Below are 18,927 nucleotides of genomic sequence, written 5' to 3'. Positions count from 1 at the left end.
TGAGTCAAGTTAGCGGGCGACCGGGATCTGCGCTCGACTTTCTGGCCTGGACTTTCTTCCAGCCGACCCGAGGTCGGTGATGGGGGTCGGTCCCCTTACTCCTCATGTGGGGCATGAGGATTCAGTGTGTTTGGTTCATATTGCATATCGTCGGCCTGAGTAACTCGAACGCGGTGATCGGGTCGGCGTTCAAGTGACCTCAGTCGGGACGTCAAATGTGCGGTCAGACAATGGCTTCCGTATCGGATGCCGCGGGTCGCGGCAGTGTGGGAGGCTGCGTCGAGGGGGGTAAAGCCCGCTGGGCATGTCCGGAGACAGGTCCTGGGATGCTTCCTGTGTGCTCATAACCCAGAGGTTGCAGGTTCAAATCCTGTCCCCGCTACAAACGAGGGCGGTCCTGACCTGTAGGTTTCAGGATCGCCCTCAACGTTTATCGAGGTTTGTTGCAGCGGATTTGGCATCATCCCGATTCGGCTGTGCCGATAGTCGCCCGAGAGTCAGTGAAATGTATCGCTACCAGCTGGTATCGAGCGGAAGGCGGCGGAACGGGTGGGGCTGTGATCGCTGGGTTGTCAGCCCATTGGTTCTAGACGGTTGCCCAGGTTGAGTTTCGTTGACGTCCATGATCTTTCGGTCTGGGTGGTTTCCCGGGTGTCTCGCACCGTTCTTAGAAGGCGCCCTTGATAAGGCCACCGTCGACGCGAATTGTTGCGCCACTGACGTATTCGGCGTAGTTGCTGCACAGATACGCGACTGCTGCGGCGATTTCGTCGGCCTTGCCGAAGCGTCCGCGGTCGTTGGGGATGAGCGAATTCACCGCGTTGGGTTCGATCTCTTCCCAAGTGTCGCCCCAGCCACGGGCGGGACCGATGCCGGTCACCAATTCCTTCGTTGCCTCCACCAGGATTGCGCCTGGCGAAACCACATTGGAGGTGACCCGAGTGTCTTTCAGCTCTCGGGCGAGTGAGACTGCGAGATTGTGTCGGGCTGCGAGTGTCGCGTTGTATTGGGGGTGGGTGTTCATCGGCTGTGACGCGAGTCCGCCGCCGATCGTGATTACTCGCCCCCAATTTCGTTCGCGCATCTGTGGCACGAGACGTTGAATCATGCGCACGCCGGAAACGACGTTGGTGTTGTAGGTGAACGCCCATTCATCCGCGGTCGCATCGGTCCACGACAAGTGGCGGTAGAAGCCAGCATTGTTGACCAGGATGTCGACCGGGCCGTCGGCGAGCGCGGCTTCCGCGACCTTGTCCGCCCCGGCGTCGGTGGTGAGGTCCCCGAGCACCACCGTCGCAACGCCACCAGTCGCACGGATGGCGTCGGCGACCTGGCTGGTCCGGGCCTCGTCGCGGCCGTGCACGATCACGGTCGCGCCCTCCGCAGCCAGCATTTTCGCGGTCGCCTCGCCCAGGCCGGCGCTCGAGCCGGTCACCAGTGCGCGCTTTCCACCGAGATTCAGTTCCATTTCGCTCCTGTTTGTTGGATATCGAGTTGGTTTGGCAGATCTTTCGATCACCGCTTTGCGCTTCGAAGTCGTTCGTCGCAAGGATCCGAGTGGGGGATTGAAGGTAGGACCGGGGTAGTCCCCGCTGATGCGGAAGTATCAGCACCCTGATCCCGGCTACGGCGACGAGCGGCGAAGGTGGCGAGCTGCGAGCCTGGCGTCCCCGGGTTCACCATGTCAAAGCACGGCGTTCTCGGCGCTTCCCGGGAAGTCGGTACTCAGCGCGAGGTCCTTGCCGGCATCGAACTCGGCGCGAAGCTGATCGAGCTTGACGCCGATCCTGCGCTGGGCATCGCTGCCCAGGATGACCCAATGACGGGGCTGGGACGACGTCGCGCTGGCGTAGATGGCGTCGGCAGCCTTTGTCGGGTCGCCGGGGAACATCTCGGGGGTAATGTCAGCCAATATTTGTCGGAAGGCACCGGCCGTGGCCGCATAGTCCTCGATCGGCTGGCCGGAGGATTTCGTTCGGTGCTCGATTCCTGTGCGGAAGGAACCGGGCTGGATCACCATGGCGTGCAGTCCTAGCGGTTCGATCTCCTGCCAGAGGGCTTCGGTGAAGCCCTCGAGTGCGAATTTGCTCGCCGAGTAGTAACCGTTCGCGGGCAGGCTGGCGAAGCCGTCCATCGAGGACACGTTGACGATGACGCCTGCGCGACGATGGCGCATGCTGGGGAGAACTTCGCGGGTCAGAGCGACGGCGCCGAAGAAGTTGACTTCGAACAGTCTGCGGTAGTCGGATTCGTCCTGTTCCTCCAAGCCGCCGATGAAATCGATCGCGGCGTTGTTCACCAGGATGTCGATCGCGCCGAAGCGGTCGAGGGCGGTCCGGACTCCGTTGACGCGGTGTTCGGAATCGGTGACGTCGAGTTTGAGTGCCAGTGCGGTTTCCGGGTAACGCGATGCCAATTCTGTGGTGCTGGCCGTCGAACTCGCGGCTAGTACAGCCTGATCCCCACGGGCCAGGACATATTCGGCAAGTGCCTTGCCCAACCCACTCGAGGCGCCGGTGATCAACCATGTCTTACGGTTCATGAAAAGTACTCCCTGCGAAGCGAATTGGTTGTGATCGGTAGGTAGCGGATGCCGTCATTCCGCTGCGGGGAAGTCGGCGGCGGCGCTGGCCTCGGCCCACTTCCGTGTCTCCTCCGACCGGTCGATGCCGGCCTTGAGGGCCGCGGTTACGGCCTGGGCACCGAGCAGCAGCCGACGTGGCGGATTGTCTTGGCCGACAACGTCGATGATCACCTGGGCAGCACGCGCCGGATCTCCGGGCTGGTTGCCGTTGTTCTCCTGTCGGTATCGGTTCATGGCGCCGACGGTCTCCTCGTAGTCGGGCCCTACCGGGTGCAGCTCCATGGACGAGCCTTGCCAGTCGGTTCGGAACGCGCCGGGCTCGACGATGATGACCTTCACCCCGAATGGGGCCACCTCACTGGCCAGTACCTCCGAGTAGCCCTCGACGGCGAATTTCGCGCTCTGGTAGGCGCCCATTCCCGGGGTGCCACCGACTCGGCCGCCCAGTGACGAGAACTGTACGAAGGTTCCCGACCGCTGCTTGCGCAGCACCGGCAGCGCGGCCCGCGTGACGTTTGCGACTCCGAAGAAGTTCGCCTCGAACTGCTCGCGGAAGTCCTTCTCGGACATTTCCTCGATGGGGGCGCTGTTCGCGTATCCGGCGTTGTTCACCACCACATCCAGTCGCCCGAACGCCGCCACCGCGCTGTCCACCGCGGCTCGGGCGGCATCCGCGTCGATGACGTCCAGCGCCGCGGTACGAACCTGTGGCCCATAGCGAGAGACCAGATCAGCCAGCTGTTCCGGTCGCCGCGCCGTGGCGAGCACCTGGTCCCCGCTAGCCAGAACCGCTTCTGCCAAGCGCCGACCGAAGCCCCTGGAGGCGCCGGTGATCATCCATGTACGAGACATATTCGGTCCCTTTCGAAGTGTGTCGATAACCCAGTGGGACCACTGTCGCTTCGGTTGGGCTCATTGCACATCAGTCATCTGGCGCTGAGTCACCACGGCCCTCGGCGAACCGCCGATCGATGCGGTTTTCGGCAGTTCGTAGGATGGGCGAAGCTCCTCCGGGAGGAACTTCTACCGGGGGTGACATGCGGCAGGATGTGAAACACCAGCTAATCGGTCGGTTTCGGGAGCTGGACGCGTTGGACCGGCTCTTGCGTGACGTGCGCGACGGTCACAGCGCGGTAGTGGTGCTGCGCGGTGAAGCCGGTGTGGGAAAGTCGGCGCTGCTCGATCACCTGGCCGCACACGCGACCGATATGCAGACAGTTCGCACGGCCGGAGTCGAAGCAGAGGCCGACTTCGCATATTCAGCCCTGCAACGTCTTTGTGCCCCGCTGCTGCCACACCTCGACCGTCTGCCGCAGGTTCACCAGGACGCGTTGCGGGTCGCTTTCGGCCTGAGCGCAGGGAATCCACCCGAGATGTTGCTGGTCGGGATGGCTGTCCTCGGTTTGCTCGCCGAGGCCGCGTCCGAAGTTCCGCTGTTGTGTCTGATCGACGACGCGCAATGGCTGGATCTGATGTCTCACAGGATCCTGGCGTTCGTCGCGCGGCGGCTCGACACCGAGTCCGTGGCAATGATTTTTGCGGTGCGCGCAACCGATGTGTCGGCGGATGAAGGATTTTCCGGTCTGCCAGACCTTCCGATCCGCGGTCTCGCTGACGCGGATGCTCGGGCACTGCTGGACAGTGCACTACCCGGACCGATCGATGCTCGCGTACGAGACCGGATCGTCGCGGAGACCGGCGGGAATCCGCTTGCGCTGCTGGAGCTTCCGCGTGGCCTGTCGCCGACCGAGCTGGCTTTCGGTTTCGGCGGTCCCGGTGGCGCGCCTTTGGCGACGCGGGTCGAGGACGGCTTCCGTCGGCGGATCGATGCACTGCCGACCGACACCCGCACCTTGTTGCTGGTCGCGGCCGTCGAGCCGGTCGGCGACGGCCCGCTGCTATGGCGCGCCCTGGGCCTGCTCGGTATCGGGCTCGAAGCCGCGGCACCGGCTGAGGCCGCGGATCTGATCACGTTGTCCGCCCCGGTGCGGTTCCGTCATCCGCTGGTGCGTTCGGCCCTGTGGCGCAGCGCCGATATCGCTACGCTGCGCGCCGCGCACCAGGCGCTCGCCGAGGCCACGGACGCGGAACGCGATCCGGACCGGCGCGCCTGGCACCAGGCTCACGCCGCGGTGGGGCCGGACGAGCAGGTCGCCGCCGCGCTGGAGCGCTCGGCCGACCGAGCCCTGGCGCGCGGCGGTCGGGCGGCCGCCGCGAGCTTTCTGGAACGCGCTGCCGCACTGAGTCCCGATCGGGATGAGCGGGCGCGTCGTGCGCTGGCGGCCGCCGGTACCTACCTCGCGGCGGGTGTGCCTTCCCAAGTGCCCGATCTACTCGCCGCCGCCGAGCTGAGTCCACTGGACCGGCTGCACCAGGCCGAGGCCACGCGGTTGCGAGCGCTGGCGTCGTATATGGCCAAACCGGGGCTCGGTGCGGTGCAGTCGCTGCTCGCCGCGACCACCCAGCTGCAGGAAGTCGCTCCGGCCTCCGCACGTGAGACATGCCTGTCCGCGCTCGGTGCGGCCATGTGGGCCGGCCGGATCGAACCTGACGGTCTGCGTCTGACGGTCGAGACCGCCCGCTCCTTGCCGCCCGGGGACGACACGGAGGCGGCCTTCTTGCGTGCGTTCGTCACCTGGTCCACCGATGGTTCAGGTGCCGCGGCTCCCTTTCTGCGGCAGGCATTGGACGAGTACGCCGCCGACGGCGAAGCCGGGGTGCTGTGGCTTGCGGTGGCCGCCGCAGTGGAGTTGGGAGACCTCCAGACTTGTCTCAGCATCACCGAGCGTGCCGCCACCACTGCCCGAGCGACCGGAACGCTGTCGCTCATCCCGACCTCGCTGACCTATCGCATCATCGCCCTGATCCACGCGGGGCGATTCTCCGAGACCCAGGACTTGCTGGCCGAAGCGGCGGCTGCGGAGGAATCCATGCGAACGAGTGGGTCCACGGTCACGCCGGCCATGCTCAGCGCGTACCGGGGGCGCGAACGACAGGCGGTGAGCTCGATCGAGATGATGGAACGCGACGGTCGGCAGCGCGGGCTGGGTCGGCTCCTCGGCGTCGCGGGCTGCGCCCGTGCGGTTCTTCACAACGGTCTCGGAAACTATTCGGCCGCACTGGAAGCCGCCCGGTCCGCCCTCGAATTTCGGGACTTCGCTCTGCATCATTGGGCGTTGTGCGAACTCGTCGAAGCGGCGGTTCGTGTCGGTGAACACTCCATCGCAGCCGAGGCTCGCGATCAACTGGCCGACTGGGCCGAGACGGCCACACCCTGGGCCAAAGGGGCACGTGCGCTTGCCGAGGCGCTCACCGAACAGCCCGGAGCCGCCGGCGTGACCGAGCGCTCCGAAGAACGCTATCGCGAGGCCATCGACCATTTCGGCGAAGGCGGGCTCGGCGTCCTCGAAGCCCGTACTCGGCTGCTCCTCGGCGAATGGCTGCGTCGCCGGAACCGGCGGGCGCAAGCTCGTATCGAACTCCGCACCGCCCATGAGGCATTCGTGACCATGGATATGGAGGCGTTCGCCGAACGGGCTCGACGGGAGTTGCTCGCCACCGGTGAGACTGTTCGCAAACGGACGGTCGATACTTCGCTCCTCACTCCCCAGGAGGCCCAGATCGCTCGGCTCGCAGCTGCGGGACATGCGAACGCCGAGATCGGAGCCGAGTTGTTCATCAGTCCCCGCACCGTCGAGTGGCACCTGCGCAAGGTGTTCACCAAGCTGGGAGTCTCCTCCCGTCGTGAACTCGACAGTGCCCTGTCCCCGAACCGATCCATATATGTGGACTTGTGAGAACCGAGCTAGGTGAGCACGCTGAGCAGTTCTCGACGTGAGCTGATCCCGAGTTTGGTGAACACCTTGCGCAGGTGCCACTCGATCGTTCTCGCGCTGAGGAACAGCTCTGCCCCGATCTCGGCGTTCGAACGTCCGGCGCGTGCACGCTCGGCGATTCGGCGTTCCTGCTCGGTGAGCTCCGCTGTCGGCCGCGTGGACGTTCGCGACACCGAAACGCCGCATGCCGCGAGTTCGAGGCGTGCGCGTTCAGCGAATGCTTCGGCACCGATTTCGACGAACATCGAATGCGCCGTGTTCAGCTCGCGGCGGGCTTCCGTTCCAGTACCCTGCCTGCGCAGCCACTCGCCGTAGAGCAAATGTGCCCTGGCCAGCGCCACCACGCCACGACTGCGCTCGAGCCGTTCGATCGCCTCGCGATATAGCCGCTCGGCTGCGGGACCGTCGTTGAGGAGAGCGCGGCAACGCGCCTCTATGCCCAGGCCCCACTCGGTCTGACTGGGCCCGGTGGTCGCGGTCAGTCGATCCATCGCGTTCTCCGCCAGGGCCTGGTCACCACATCGGACCGCCGCCTCGACGAGTTCACTGAGAGCCCAGGCCGCGAAGGCTGTCTCTCGCGGGTCAGCGGTCGCCAGCACGGCCGCATCCTTCGCTTCGGCGAAGCGGCCGAGACCGTTGTGCAGAACCGCGTTCGTATAGTTGACCAGGGTGTATCCGAGGCCCTCGCCGCGCTCGGCCGCGGTTCGCCCGGCGGCCGTGATCAGGTCGAGGGCATTGGTCCTACCCCGCCAGGCGGCTACCGCCGCGGTGTCGTAGGCGGGGCGGGAAATCCTGGTCGCCTCGGCGACGATCTCGGACTCAGCGAGCAAGTCAGCCGCCGCTTGAAACTGGCCGGTGTGAAGGTGCGCGGCGATTCGTTGCGTCAGCACAACCGGCAGCATGGTCAGTGCGCCGGTTTCCCGGGTATGGCTGACGTTCAGTTCAGTGATCGCTTCCCAGGCCGCGTCGTCCCAGACCTCGTAGGCGCCGTGTGCGGCGATGACGAGCCAGCGAGTTGCATCGTCGACCAACAGTTCGTCACCGCGAAACGCGTCCAGAGCCCGCCGCACCAACGGTGTCCCCGCACCGTGGCCTTGGGTGAACAGCACCGCGTATGCGTCGAGCAGAAGGTCTTGCGCACGTGGAGGCAGTCGAGAGCGTGGCGCCGATAGCGCTGCGGCGGCTACGTCTTTCACAGTCGCTTTGTCGGCATACCGGCCGGCCAGCAACGCGTAGGTGATGGCATCCAGGTAGGTGTCGCGCGACTGAACCGGATCGAGCTGTTCGAACCGTTGCGCCGTTTCCAGCAGCAGCACCGGGGCACGGGCGGAGTCGCCGGTCGCGAAGGCCATATACGCACGCAGTTGACCGACTCGGGCTGAGCGCAGCTCGTCGTGCGGGCCGGAGTCCGCCCGGTCGAGCAGGATCCGAGCCCCCTCCGGCGCACCGGCGTGGTACTTGGCCGAGGCTGCCGCGAGTTCGCGCTCGGCGCGCAATGCCGGGTCTGCCGTCAAGGCCGCCGCCCGCTCGAGGAACGCCGCCGCGGCGGCTAATCCGCCGCGGGACTGTGCTCGGTTCGCGGAGGTCTCCAACTCCGCGGCCACCGCTTCGTCCGGGCCTTCGGCCGCATGGGCGAGGTGCCAGGCGCGGCGGTCCGGATCGGCCATTTGTGACGTCGCCTCGGCCAGAGCCCGATGGACCCGCCTGCGGGCGTCCGTCTCGGCAGCGCGATAAACGGCAGACCGTACCAGCGGATGGCGGAACGCGATCCGTACTCCGATGGTGAGCAACTCCGCCTCTTCAGCCGCATCCGCGGCTGCGGGACCCAGCCCGAGCGCTGCCGCGGCCCGCCAAAGGAGCACGGGATCACCGGTCGAGTCGGCGGCTGCGAGCAGCAGCAGTTCCCGGGAGTCGGCGGGCAGCTCGGCGATCCGGCTTCGGAAGCTGTCTTCGATGCGTCCCGACAATGGGGAAGCGTCGATGAGACCGAACCCGCCCGCGAGCCGGTCGGGCGAGGCCACCGCGAGTTCCAGCAGTGCCAGCGGATTACCCCTGGCCTCCGCGAGGATCGCGGCCCGGACACCTCGGTCGAGCGGCCACCGCAACGCTGAATTCAAAAGTTGGAGGGAGGCGTCCGAGCCGAGGCCCGGAACCATCAGCTCGTTCAGACCATGCATGCTCGCGATCGGCTCGCGGCTGGCGATCAGCATGAGCGTCGACTCGGCCCGCAGCCGACGCGCCACGAACGCCACCACTTGCGCCGAGGCGTTATCGAGCCAGTGCGCGTCGTCCACCACACACAACAGCGGCTGCTCGCGCGCCGCTTCGGCGAGAAGATTGAGCACGCCGAGCCCGACGAGAAACGGACTCGGCGCTTCACCACCGCGCAACCCGAAAATCGTTGCCAGCGCTTCGGTCTGGGGCGTCGGCAGGTGGTCGACCATGTCCAGCACTGGCATACACAACTGGTGCAAGGCCGCGTAGGGCAGCTCCATCTCGGACTCGACCCCGGCGACTCGCAAGATTCGAACATCGGCACCGGCGTGCAGGGCGTAGTCGAGCAGCGCGGTTTTCCCCACGCCTGCCTCGCCGAGGACGACCAGCACGGCGCTGTGTCCGTCCCGAGCCTCCTTCAGCAGGGCATCCAATCTCGCGCACTCGGCGCGTCGGCCAAACAACATCACGATCCTTCAGCGGTGGAAAAGCGCATGTTCGCGAGTCACTTCTTAAGTCATCCGACGGTTTTCGTCGAGTTCCAACTCGGTGATCCTGGACGGAATGCCACTACGCCAGCGGCGGGGTCGCCGTTTGTCACCGGAAGGTCGGTCCGTGAAACAAACCCATGTAGTCCTCATCCACGGTGCATGTTTCCACATGTCGTCATGGGACGGTTGGGCAGAGAAGTTCACCTCACACGGTTTCGCGGCCAGGATCCCGAGCTGGCCCGGCGAATCCGCCACCGCCGCACAAGTCCGCGCCGACCCGGGCCCACTGGACAGCCTTGGGCTCAGAGCACTCACCACTCACTATGAGCGGATCGTCCGCTCGTACGACAACCCGCCGGTCCTCGTCGGACACTCCGTCGGCGGTCTGATCGCCCAGCAACTTCTCGGAGTCGGCCTCGGCCGTGCCGCGGTCGCCCTCGCACCATTGCCCATCAATGGGATACCGCTGGGCGACACCCGCAGTCCCCGAGCATGGCAACAGTATTCGGGATTGCTGTTGCGGGCACAGTTCCGGAACGCAGTCGCCAATGCGGTCGATGACGAGGAAGCCGAGCGACTCTTCGAGCAGTACGCGGTCCCGATACCGGTCCAGCTGCTGTCGGATCTCGGGCTCGGTCCCACGGCGACCGGTCCTGCTCGCACCGTGGTGAACACCGCAAACCCTGAGCGAGGACCCCTGCTGCTCATCTCAGGGCAGGAGGACCGGATGGTCCCGGACGCCGTTACCCGCTCGGTGTACAAGCTGTACGGCGATTCCCCAGCCGTCACCGATCTCAAGCAGTTCGCTGATCGAGGCCATTCGCTCGCATTCGACAGCGGCTGGCGTTCGGTCGCCGACTATGTCCTGACATGGCTGACCACCAATGGCATCGCAGCCGTGACCGCATAAGCGCTGAGCGCTGGCGTCAGACGTCCGCTGTCCGGGTCAACGCATCGCGAAGAGCCGCCCGGGTCGTGATGCCGAGCTTGGGAAAGATCCGGTACAGGTGTGAGCTGACCGTGCGTGACGACAGATGCATCCGTTTACCGATCTCCTTGTTCGTCAATCCGGCGGCGGCCAAATCGGCAATCCGGCGTTCCTGCAAGGTCAACGACGCCAGGTTCAGTGTCGAGGCGCGCGGCGGGGTGCCCGTGGCGCGCACCTCGGCCTGCGCCCGCTCCGCCCAGCCCGCCGCGCCGAGCCGCTCGAACGCCTCCAATGCCGGAACCAGGTATCGCCGAGCCGCGGCTCTGCCCTGGACGTGACGCACCCGGATCCCGTGCGCCAGCCGAATCCGGGCCAGCTCGAACGGAAACCGCTCGGCATCGGGGTGCGATTCGGCCCGGGCGAACATCTCCTCAGCTTCGCGTTCGCTCTCGGCCGTCATCGCCAGTGCGCCGTAGGTGATCAGCGCCAGGCGTTGCGAAATGTCCGGCAGCCCGGCATCGCGGGCGGCCAGGGCATGCGCGCGGGCTTGGTCGACGCGGCCGGTGTGGTGGGCGGCCTCGACGAGATCCAGGACCGTACGCGAAGCCTGATAGGCATAGGGTCGCAACGTTCCTGGCGAGGTGATGCCGATGGCATACAGGTATGCGGCCTCGTAGTCTCCAGTGCTCAACCCGGCGATAGCACCCGCGGAGTCGGCGACCTGGGTGATGAATCCCAGTCCGCGGGGGCGTGCCCATGCGTCCGCCTCCGCTTGCAGGTCTCGTGCTTGACCGGACTTCCCGCGCAGCGCCGCGAGCTGGGCCAGATAAGCGCGGCTCTGTGCGGCGAACAGGTCGTGTCCGTGCTCTTTCGCGAGTTCCAGACTCCGCTGCCCGGTGTCCTCCGCCTCGTCCCATTCACCGCCGGCCATCTGGTCGAGCATTACCAGGTGCAGCATGACCATGCCGCTGGCCACGGCACCCGTCCGCAACTCACGATCGACGATGTGCTGAAGGTACGGACGGTACTGGCTCAGGATGTCGAGGTGATACGCCGCCACGGCGAGGCGGCCGACTTCCCAGGGTTCCAGGTCCGGGAGATTCGCCGTGGCCTGTTCCACCGGTCCCGCCCAGACCGCTCCGTGACGGGTTACATCACTCCAGACGGCGCTATACATCCGCTCGGGGGTAGTGATGGAATCGCCCAGCGAAGCGAGGAGTTCATGCGTACGCTCCCACGTCGCGCGGTCTCCGGCGTACTGACTGATCGCCAGCAACAGAATTACCAGTCGCGTCCGGACCTCACCGGAGTCAGCTGTCCCGGCATCGCGCAGCTTCACGATCGCGGCGGAGACCTGTCGGTGAGTGGAGCGGACATCCCCGTCCTGGTAGAGCGCCTGGTAGGCGTAGGCCAACACCGAGGCCGGAGATTCCGTCGCGCCGGGCGCGAGGCCGGAGCGGACGATGCGGTCGACCTGCCCGAGGCGTGCCGCGTGACCGGCCACGAACGCGGCGTCAGCCAATCGCCGCGACCGCTCGCCGGGATTCTCGCTGAGCTCGGCCGCACGGGTCAGCCAGGTCACGGCCGCCAGAGCGCCCCCACGCCGGGTCGCCAACTCGGCTGCCGCCTCGAGCACACCGGCGACTTCCTCGTCGGGATCGACGGTGGCCGCCGCCAGATGCGACGCCCGGCGCTCCAGATTCCCCTCGTGGATCTGCGCCAATGTCCGGTGTATGGCGCGGCGCTGGTTGGGCGTAGCCAGCTGCACGATCGTGGAACGCACCAGCGGATGCCGGAAGACCAATTCACCGGTGGCCGAATCGATATCCAGCAGCCCCGCGGCCACGGCCTGATCGGCATCGCGCATTCGGTAGCGGACACCGATAATCGTGTCCGAGTCGGAGCGGGTCCCAGCGCCGTCGAGGGCACCCATCAGCAGCTCGTTCCGCACGCCCTCGTCGAGGGCGGCGATCCGTGCGCCGAACAGACGCTCGAGCCGACGCGGCAACGACCCGCCATGCGGGCCGAAGTCATCCAACGGCAACTCGCCCAACTGGTCAGCCAAATAGACCGGCATCTCCACCAGTGCCAGGGGGTTGCCCTGTGCCTGCTCCAACACCGTGCGGCGAATGTACTTGTCCAGGTTCGGGTATCGCCGATCGAGCAAGCGTGCCGCATCGGCATCGGAGAGCGCGGCAACCGGCAGTTCGGGCAGTGCGGCAGTGTCGAAGCGCGACACAATGTCGGTGCGGATCGCGACAAGCAGCTTCACCGAGCTACCGGCCAGGCGTCGGCCTACGAAACCACAGACGTCCGCGCTGAAATCGTCGAGCCACTGGCCATCGTCGAGGACCAGCAGCATCGGCTGGCGTGTGCTGGCCAGGGAAAGAAGAGCCAGAACCGCGATGCCGAGCGTCATGACCGATGGCGGATTGCTCTGCACTCCGCCGAAGACGGCGTCGAAAACCGCTCGGCTCCCTTCGTCCAGCCCGCCGATCTCAGTGAGCAGTGGATGAAGGATCTGATGCAGCCCCGCGTAAGGCAGTTGCGACTCGGCTTCGACCCCGGCGGCCCGCACGACGGTGTGGCCCACGTGCTCGGCCGTCACGGCAGCATGGCTCAACAGCGAACTCTTGCCGACCCCAGCCTCCCCTCTCAGGATGAGCGCCTGGCCCGGGGTAGACGAGACGAAGGCCAGCAGCTGCGCCTGCTCGACCTCTCGTCCGACCATCGTCGTGTTTTCCGATTCCATCTCGACAGGCCCTCTTCCTATCTACGACTGTGTTCACCGGCTTCGCTCTGCCAGTCGATTGGCAGGACCGCCGGTCTAAAAGCTGTTCTCTCGGCGCGACAGCACCATCAGCGCCAACGGGTTACCGCGTGCTCGGGCGACAATCCCGTCTCGCACACGGGCAGACACCGAACCGGGAAGTAGCTGGTCCAGTAGCGCCCGGGCGTCTTCATCACGAAGTCTGTCCACCCGTAGCTCCGGCAGCCCGGACAGGAACTCGGCGTTGGGAGGCGCGAGCGCGGAGGCGAAGCTGGATATGGCGAAGACCAGGGCCACCGATTCGGTGTCCAGTCGGCGGGCGACGAACGCGAGAATGGCCGCGGACATCCGGTCGATCCACTGCACGTCGTCCACCACACAGACCAGCGGTTCGTCGACCGCGGCCTCGGCGAGCAGACCCAGCACGCCGAGTCCGGTCGGCAGGTGCCCGGGCGATCCACCGCCGCTGAGCCCCAACGCCGTCGCCAGTGCGGCTCGTTGGACCGCCGGCAATCGGTCCAAATAGCCCAGCAGCGGCGTGCAAATCTGCTGGAGCGACGCGTAGGTGATCTCTGATTCGCTCTCGACTCCGACCGCGGAGATGACTCGGCTCGCCGGAACTTGCCCGGCGAGGTACGAGAGCAGCGCGGTCTTGCCGATACCCGAATCCCCACGCAACACCAGCGCACGGCTGTACCCGCAGCGCACGTCGACCAACAGGCGGTCGAGCACAGCCTGTTCGTGGGCGCGACCGTGCAAGTCCACCACTTCCAGCTCCTTCGTAGCGACGGACGCCCGTCGGCATCCCTCGTCCACGTTGTCCCAAAACAACGACCCGTCGCCCCTGCGTCGAACCCTGGTCCCTTCTGGCCAGGGCACGGGTCCCGCACTGGCCCGGGTCCCTGGCCAGGCGGACACCAGGGTTCGGCACGGGCTCGACCGGGCAGGGCTGCACGGAAGCCTGAGAACCGAGCACCACATACGCCACCGCTAGAGAGGCAGTTCGATGCCGAAGTCACAGAATCCCCCGGAAGCCCCGGCGGGCCGTGTCGCCATTGCGATGAGTGCCCTGGCCTCGGCGGTCCTGCTCGCTGCCTTGGATCAGACGATCGTCTCGACAGCCTTGCCCCGGATCGCGGAGGACCTCAACGGTTTCAGCAACATCGCCTGGGTCAGCGCTGCCTATTTGCTCGCGTCGACGGCCGTCACTCCGCTGTGGGGCAAGCTCGGCGACATGTTCGGCCGCAAGCGTCTGTACCTGGCCGCGACATCGGTCTTTCTCCTGGCATCGGTGGCTTGTGGACTGGCTCAGAACCTGATCGAGCTGATCGGCAGTCGAGTGCTCCAGGGCATCGGGGGCGGCGGGATGATCGTGCTGACTTTCGCCCTTGTCGGTGACATCGCCGCGCCGAGTGAACGTGGCCGCTACCAAGGCATGTTCGGCTCGGTCTACGGCGTCGCCAGCATCATCGGCCCTTTGCTGGGCGGCGTCTTCACCGACCAACTCTCCTGGCGCTGGGCGTTTCTGGTCAATGTGCCGGTCGGAATTGTTGCGCTGGTTCTCGCCGCGCGGGTGTTGCCGTCGACTACGAGGGGTGTTACCGCACACATCGATTACTTGGGCTCCATGATTCTGGCTGCCATCGCCACCGGCCTGGTGATGATCACGTCCTTCGGTGAGCGCTGGGGCTGGAGCTCACCGGCGATCATCGGGTTGATTGCCGGCACCATCTCCCTGTCTGTGCTTCTGGTGCCCATGGAGCGCCACGCCGCGGCCCCCGTTCTGCCCCCAGCCGTATTCGCCTCGCGGACCGTCGTCCTGTCTTCGTTGATCGCCTTTTTCGCGAATGCGGCGATGTTCGCGGTCCTGGTCTATCTGCCGACCTACCTGCAGATCGTCCACGGGGTCTCGGCCACTCTCTCCGGCATCTACATGCTGCCGTTGGTAGCCGGACTGGTCGTCAGCCAATCCCTGGCCGGACGCTGGGTAGAACATGTCGAACGGCTACGGGTGATCTTGTTGGCAGGTCTGATCGCGAACCTCGCCGGACTGCTCTTGCTGGGCACCATCGGAGCGGCGACCCGCACCCTGGTGTTGAGCGTCTACTTCCTGATCACGGGGATCGGCATCGGCATGGTGCCCATGGTCGTGCTGACAACCGTTCAAAACAGCGTGCCAGCATCAGATCTCGGCGCGGCGAGTGCGGTGGTCACCTTCTCCCGTTCCATCGGTGCGGCTTTCGGAGTCGCGGTCTTCGGCACTCTCCTGAGCGCAGGTTTCGCCGACCGCACCAGGAATCTGCCGCCCGCCGGCGGCTTCGACGCCGCTCGCCCCGACACTGTCGGGCAGCTGCCCGATGCGTTGCGAGTCATCGCGTTGGACGCCTTCGCGCACGCGACGGCAATGGGATACCTGTGGATTGCCCCTGTCCTCGCCCTCGGTGTCCTCTTGGCCCTGTTCCTCGGGCCGACCCGGAAGACCGCGGAGACCTACGGGAACCTGCCCGCCGTCAGTCGACCGTTGGAACCGCGGTGACCGGTGTCGACGGACCCTTCTTCAGGGTCTACGACAGCGAGGGGCGGCACCGCGAACTCAGGTTGTCGCCCAAGCAATCACGTATCACCATCGGCCGCTCCCCGAAGGCGGATGTATCGCTCTTCTGGGATGACGAGATCTCACGTCTGCACGCCGTCGCCGAATACCTGGGTGAACGGTGGGCATTGGTCGATGGTGGTCTCTCGCTCAACGGCACGTTCGTCAATGGCGACCGGCTGGCTGGCCGTCACACGCTGAGACCTGGTGATGTCATACGTATGGGCAAGTCCCGCATCACTTTTCATGATTTCACCGAGGGTGTCGGTGGCGATCGTACAAAGACTTCCCGTGATGGTCTGCCGACGCTGAATTCGTTGACCGCGTCGCAACGGTCGGTCGTGATCGCATTGTGCCGTCCGTATCTCACCGGCATGGATGGGTTCGCCCTGCCCGCTACCAATCAGCGGATCGCCGACGAGGTGTTCTTCTCCGTCGACACCGTCAAGGTTCATCTGCGGACCTTGTTCGCCAAGTTCGGCGTCGAGGACCTGCCGCAGAACCAGAAGCGCGCCCGATTGGCCAACCTGGCGATCAAATCCGGGATCGTGTCCGAACGAGATATTTGAACCAGTTCGGTTGTGCTCGAGCCGAAATGGGCGAAGACGCCGCCGCGATCGGCCAAAATCAGCGTCATCTGACTGATTCGGTGGGGCGGTCCGGGAGGCGAGGCTCGACGGGTGTCCGGAACCACCGGCCACCATCACGATCGGAAGAACTCATGGCGAACCCCTCAACCTTCGGTCCACTGGCCGAAGGTTCACACACCCTCGACGTTGACGGCATCACCCTGAGCTACCACGTTCACGGCACCGGACCGGTGTGTGTAGCCCATCCGGGCGGACCTGGCATCCACTGGAACTACCTGCGCTCCGCGGCCCTGGAACAGCGGCTGACAATGGTCTACCTGGAGCCCGCTGGCACCGGAGACTCCGGCAGGCTGGCCACGCACCCGAACGGCTACACCAGGGAGCTGTACAGTCGGCACCTGGCCGCGCTGATCGACCACCTCCCGCCTTCCCGCGTTCACCTGCTGGGACACTCGTACGGGGGGTTTGTCGCGCAGTACCACGCGATCCATCGTCCCGACCAGCTGGCCGGGGTCATCTTGTACGAGAGTGCGCCGAGCACCGGCCCCGAGTTCGGCGCCGAACTTCAGCGCAAGGTCGGCGAACTCGCGGAGCGGTATGCCGGGCATCCGCTGCTGCCCAGCGTCATGAAGACGTTCGCCGAGTTCCCCACCATCGCCGACGACGAGACGATGGTACGGGTGGCCCGGGGGATCATCCCGGCCTATGTCGCGTCGTACTGGGCCGACCCGAGCCCGTGGATCGATTTCCAGAACGCCACTCAGGCAACCTTTATCTCCGGACTGGACGAATTCGGCGCGCCCGACCCCATCGACGATCGGATCGCGCTGCCCGAACTACAGGTACCGGCTTTGGTTGTGGGCGGCCGCTTCGATGTGATCTGCGGTGTCCGCTGGGCCGAGGAACTCCACAAGCTGATCCCTGGATCGCGCCTGTTGATCCTCGAGCACAGTGGGCATTTCGGGCACTTGGAGGAGGAAGAACTGTTCGCCGAGTCGGTCGCCGAGTTCGTCGCCGCCTCGGGCCGTTAGCTCACCGCATACGACTTTCGCCTTCGGGCCGCTCATGCGGCCCGAGGGCGAAATAGGTTTGCGAATCTACTTGTTGCGGTTCGGTATTCGAGGGCGCCGGTCAGTCGTGGAGGCTGGGCAATTCGGCGATGAGGGTCGGTAGATGCCCGTGTACAGCTCTCCCGTGCCCTGGGACCAGGACATGCGCCTGTTCGATGGCGAGGGCGTGAACGCTGGACTGCGTGCGGATCTCATTGTGGTTGAACACTTTCGGAAGCAATTGGGGACCGGATCCCGGTAGCAGAGGGTGCCCGGTGACGAGTGCGTCACCGGAGAACAGCACCCCTTCGGAGGGCATGAGGTAGGCCGTATGGCCGTCGGTATGCCCCGGTGTCGGGATTGCGACGAATCCGCCCGGCAGCGCCTCCAGCACTGTCGGATCCACCGCCCGCGCGGTGGGCACACGCATCTCGAGATGTCCGGCGACCGCGCGCGCCGTCTGTACTACCCACCGGGCCCCGCGTGGTGTCGTCAGCTGTCGCAGCATCTGTGACGCGGTGATTTGTTGCAGATACTCACGTTTGGCGTGCGGGACTTCCAATTCGCCGGTGTAGACGGCCATACCGACCTGCTCGACGAGCGTGGGTATCGCACCGATGTGGTCGAGATGTGCGTGGGTCAGCAGGATGGCTGCGACATCGCCGAGCGCATGACCGATCTGACGTACGGAATCGAGTACCGCACTCGCGTCGGACGGATAGCCGGCGTCGATGATCGTGACGCCGGATCCGTCGCTGACCAACGCCCAGTTGACATTGGTTCCCGACACCGCATATGCCGAGTCGGAGACCTGCTCGATCTTCATATCGCGTCCTCGATCGTGCTTGGTTTGATTGTGGCAGTGGGTGTTAAGCGAATGGCGCCGCGCCCGCGGTTCACCCAGATGCTGATGCGGGCCGCCGTTGACATCGAAGGTTCGGTTGATGGCTCGTCCGCTCCGATGTCGTTGGCGGCCCGCTGCGATTTCATCCGGGTATCGCCGCCGGCGGCGGTCAGCCCGCGTTCGTATCGCTGTCGTTCGCGAGGAAGTCGAGCAGCGCGGGGTTGACGACCTCGGGGTGTGTCCAGGCGATGTTGTGCGGACCGCCCTCGACGGTGACCACGGTCAGATCCTTGACCAGGCCGGGGAGCCGGGCCGCGGTGGCGGAGTACGGCAGGATGCGGTCGTCGTCGCCGTGGATCAGCAGCACGGGCACGTCGATGGCGGGCAGGTCGTCACGGAAGTCGGTCAGCCAGGTGTCGACGCAGGCGTAGGCGGCGTGGGTCGAGGCAGAGACCGCGACGTTGAAGCTGTTCTGCCAAGCCTGTTCGCTGATACGGGTGCCGCCCAGCACGTCGACGTTGTAGAAGTTGTCGAGGAAATCCTTGAAGTAGGCAGGCCGATCGGCGAGGACCGCCGCCTTGATGCCGTCGAACACCGCCGGATCCACCCCGTCGGGGTTGTCGTCGGCCTTGCGCAGATACGGCGGAACTGAGCCCATCAGAACGGCTTTCGCGATGCGCGCCGATCCGTACCGGCCCAGGTACCGGGTGACTTCACCGGTTCCCATGGAGAATCCGACCAGGATGGCGTCGTTCAGATCCAGGTGCTCGATGAGGGCGTACAGGTCGTTGGTGAAGGTGTCGTAGTCGTAGCCGGCGGTCGGGTGGCTGGATTTGCCGAAACCGCGGCGGTCGTAGGTGATCACCCGGTAACCGGCGTCGAGCAGCACCCGCTGCTGCTTCTCCCAGGAGGCGCCGTTGAGGGGATATCCGTGGATGAGCACGACCGGTCGGCCGGTGCCGTGGTCTTCGTAGTAGATGTCGATGGTGTCGCTGTTCTCGCGACCCACTGTCAGCTTGGCCATGGTG

At 65.6% G+C, this 18,927-nt stretch carries 13 protein-coding genes and 1 tRNA gene; 6 read left to right on the top strand and 8 right to left on the bottom strand.

From position 1 onward, the window contains the following. Positions 1-282: 282 nt before the first annotated feature. Positions 283-382: transfer RNA gene (locus ACFXKA_RS39980), tRNA-OTHER, on the top strand. A 285-nt stretch (positions 383-667) separates the two neighbouring features. Here ACFXKA_RS39980 and ACFXKA_RS39975 read toward each other — a convergent pair. The 3 genes from ACFXKA_RS39975 to ACFXKA_RS39965 all read right to left on the bottom strand — a co-directional run bounded on the left by ACFXKA_RS39975 (position 668) and on the right by ACFXKA_RS39965 (position 3,436). Continuing rightward, entirely contained in the window at positions 668-1,468 is an 801-nt protein-coding gene (locus tag ACFXKA_RS39975; protein WP_379431427.1) for an SDR family NAD(P)-dependent oxidoreductase, read from the bottom strand. Positions 1,469-1,684: 216 nt separating this feature from the next. Beyond that, a complete protein-coding gene (locus tag ACFXKA_RS39970) occupies positions 1,685-2,542 on the bottom strand; it encodes an SDR family NAD(P)-dependent oxidoreductase (protein ID WP_379431426.1) in 858 nt (285 codons plus the stop codon). Positions 2,543-2,596: 54 nt separating this feature from the next. Further along, positions 2,597-3,436 carry an oxidoreductase gene (locus ACFXKA_RS39965; protein WP_379431425.1) on the bottom strand — a complete coding sequence of 280 codons (840 nt, stop codon included), beginning with the start codon at positions 3,434-3,436 and terminating at the stop codon, positions 2,597-2,599. A gap of 185 nt (positions 3,437-3,621) precedes the next feature. Here ACFXKA_RS39965 and ACFXKA_RS39960 point away from each other — a divergent pair, with 185 nt between their 5' ends. Next, on the top strand, positions 3,622-6,381 hold the full coding sequence (locus tag ACFXKA_RS39960; RefSeq protein WP_379431424.1) for an AAA family ATPase: 2,760 nt from the start codon (positions 3,622-3,624) through the stop codon (positions 6,379-6,381). 8 nt (positions 6,382-6,389) lie between these two features. On the opposite strand, the gene ACFXKA_RS39955 is transcribed toward ACFXKA_RS39960, so the two are convergent. Beyond that, a complete protein-coding gene (locus tag ACFXKA_RS39955) occupies positions 6,390-9,101 on the bottom strand; it encodes an ATP-binding protein (RefSeq protein WP_379431423.1) in 2,712 nt (903 codons plus the stop codon). A 148-nt stretch (positions 9,102-9,249) separates the two neighbouring features. Here ACFXKA_RS39955 and ACFXKA_RS39950 point away from each other — a divergent pair, with 148 nt between their 5' ends. Further along, the gene (locus ACFXKA_RS39950; RefSeq protein WP_379431422.1) at positions 9,250-10,035 is read left to right on the top strand and encodes an alpha/beta hydrolase; all 786 of its coding nucleotides are present in this window, start codon (positions 9,250-9,252) and stop codon (positions 10,033-10,035) included. 16 nt (positions 10,036-10,051) lie between these two features. On the opposite strand, the gene ACFXKA_RS39945 is transcribed toward ACFXKA_RS39950, so the two are convergent. Both ACFXKA_RS39945 and ACFXKA_RS39940 read right to left on the bottom strand, forming a co-directional pair. Continuing rightward, the gene (locus tag ACFXKA_RS39945; RefSeq protein WP_379431421.1) at positions 10,052-12,805 is read right to left on the bottom strand and encodes an AAA family ATPase; all 2,754 of its coding nucleotides are present in this window, start codon (positions 12,803-12,805) and stop codon (positions 10,052-10,054) included. A gap of 75 nt (positions 12,806-12,880) precedes the next feature. Next, positions 12,881-13,591 (bottom strand): AAA family ATPase, encoded by a 711-nt coding sequence (locus ACFXKA_RS39940; protein ID WP_379431420.1) that lies wholly within the window; start codon positions 13,589-13,591, stop codon positions 12,881-12,883. 292 nt (positions 13,592-13,883) lie between these two features. Here ACFXKA_RS39940 and ACFXKA_RS39935 point away from each other — a divergent pair, with 292 nt between their 5' ends. From ACFXKA_RS39935 to ACFXKA_RS39925, 3 genes are all read left to right on the top strand, one after another. After that, entirely contained in the window at positions 13,884-15,359 is a 1,476-nt protein-coding gene (locus ACFXKA_RS39935; RefSeq protein WP_379431419.1) for an MDR family MFS transporter, read from the top strand. Further along, complete coding sequence (locus ACFXKA_RS39930; RefSeq protein WP_379431418.1) at positions 15,356-15,985, top strand: FHA domain-containing protein; 630 nt, start codon at positions 15,356-15,358, stop codon at positions 15,983-15,985. The genes ACFXKA_RS39935 and ACFXKA_RS39930 overlap by 4 nt, the downstream gene beginning before the upstream one ends. Positions 15,986-16,137: 152 nt before the next feature. Then, complete coding sequence (locus ACFXKA_RS39925; RefSeq protein WP_379431417.1) at positions 16,138-17,037, top strand: alpha/beta fold hydrolase; 900 nt, start codon at positions 16,138-16,140, stop codon at positions 17,035-17,037. 100 nt (positions 17,038-17,137) lie between these two features. Here the strand turns inward: ACFXKA_RS39925 and ACFXKA_RS39920 are convergent, their stop codons facing one another. Continuing rightward, positions 17,138-17,881: an MBL fold metallo-hydrolase gene (locus ACFXKA_RS39920; protein WP_379431416.1), complete on the bottom strand. Its 744-nt coding sequence runs from the start codon at positions 17,879-17,881 to the stop codon at positions 17,138-17,140. 187 nt (positions 17,882-18,068) lie between these two features. Further along, on the bottom strand, positions 18,069-18,923 hold the full coding sequence (locus ACFXKA_RS39915) for an alpha/beta fold hydrolase (RefSeq protein ID WP_379431415.1): 855 nt from the start codon (positions 18,921-18,923) through the stop codon (positions 18,069-18,071). Positions 18,924-18,927: the final 4 nt, after the last annotated feature.

The organism is Nocardia sp. NPDC059228 (assembly GCF_042754245.1).
Lineage (GTDB): Bacteria > Actinomycetota > Actinomycetes > Mycobacteriales > Mycobacteriaceae > Nocardia.
This window is presented reverse-complemented; position numbering and strand designations above follow the sequence as displayed.

Coding starts and splice junctions, on each gene's coding strand:
- ACFXKA_RS39960 (WP_379431424.1), top strand. CDS start 3,622: ATGCGGCAGGATGTGAAACACCAGCTAATCGGTCGGTTTCGGGAGCTG.
- ACFXKA_RS39920 (WP_379431416.1), bottom strand. CDS start 17,881: ATGAAGATCGAGCAGGTCTCCGACTCGGCATATGCGGTGTCGGGAACC.
- ACFXKA_RS39970 (WP_379431426.1), bottom strand. CDS start 2,542: ATGAACCGTAAGACATGGTTGATCACCGGCGCCTCGAGTGGGTTGGGC.
- ACFXKA_RS39925 (WP_379431417.1), top strand. CDS start 16,138: ATGGCGAACCCCTCAACCTTCGGTCCACTGGCCGAAGGTTCACACACC.
- ACFXKA_RS39935 (WP_379431419.1), top strand. CDS start 13,884: ATGAGTGCCCTGGCCTCGGCGGTCCTGCTCGCTGCCTTGGATCAGACG.
- ACFXKA_RS39915 (WP_379431415.1), bottom strand. CDS start 18,923: ATGGCCAAGCTGACAGTGGGTCGCGAGAACAGCGACACCATCGACATC.
- ACFXKA_RS39975 (WP_379431427.1), bottom strand. CDS start 1,468: ATGGAACTGAATCTCGGTGGAAAGCGCGCACTGGTGACCGGCTCGAGC.
- ACFXKA_RS39955 (WP_379431423.1), bottom strand. CDS start 9,101: ATGTTGTTTGGCCGACGCGCCGAGTGCGCGAGATTGGATGCCCTGCTG.
- ACFXKA_RS39965 (WP_379431425.1), bottom strand. CDS start 3,436: ATGTCTCGTACATGGATGATCACCGGCGCCTCCAGGGGCTTCGGTCGG.
- ACFXKA_RS39945 (WP_379431421.1), bottom strand. CDS start 12,805: ATGGAATCGGAAAACACGACGATGGTCGGACGAGAGGTCGAGCAGGCG.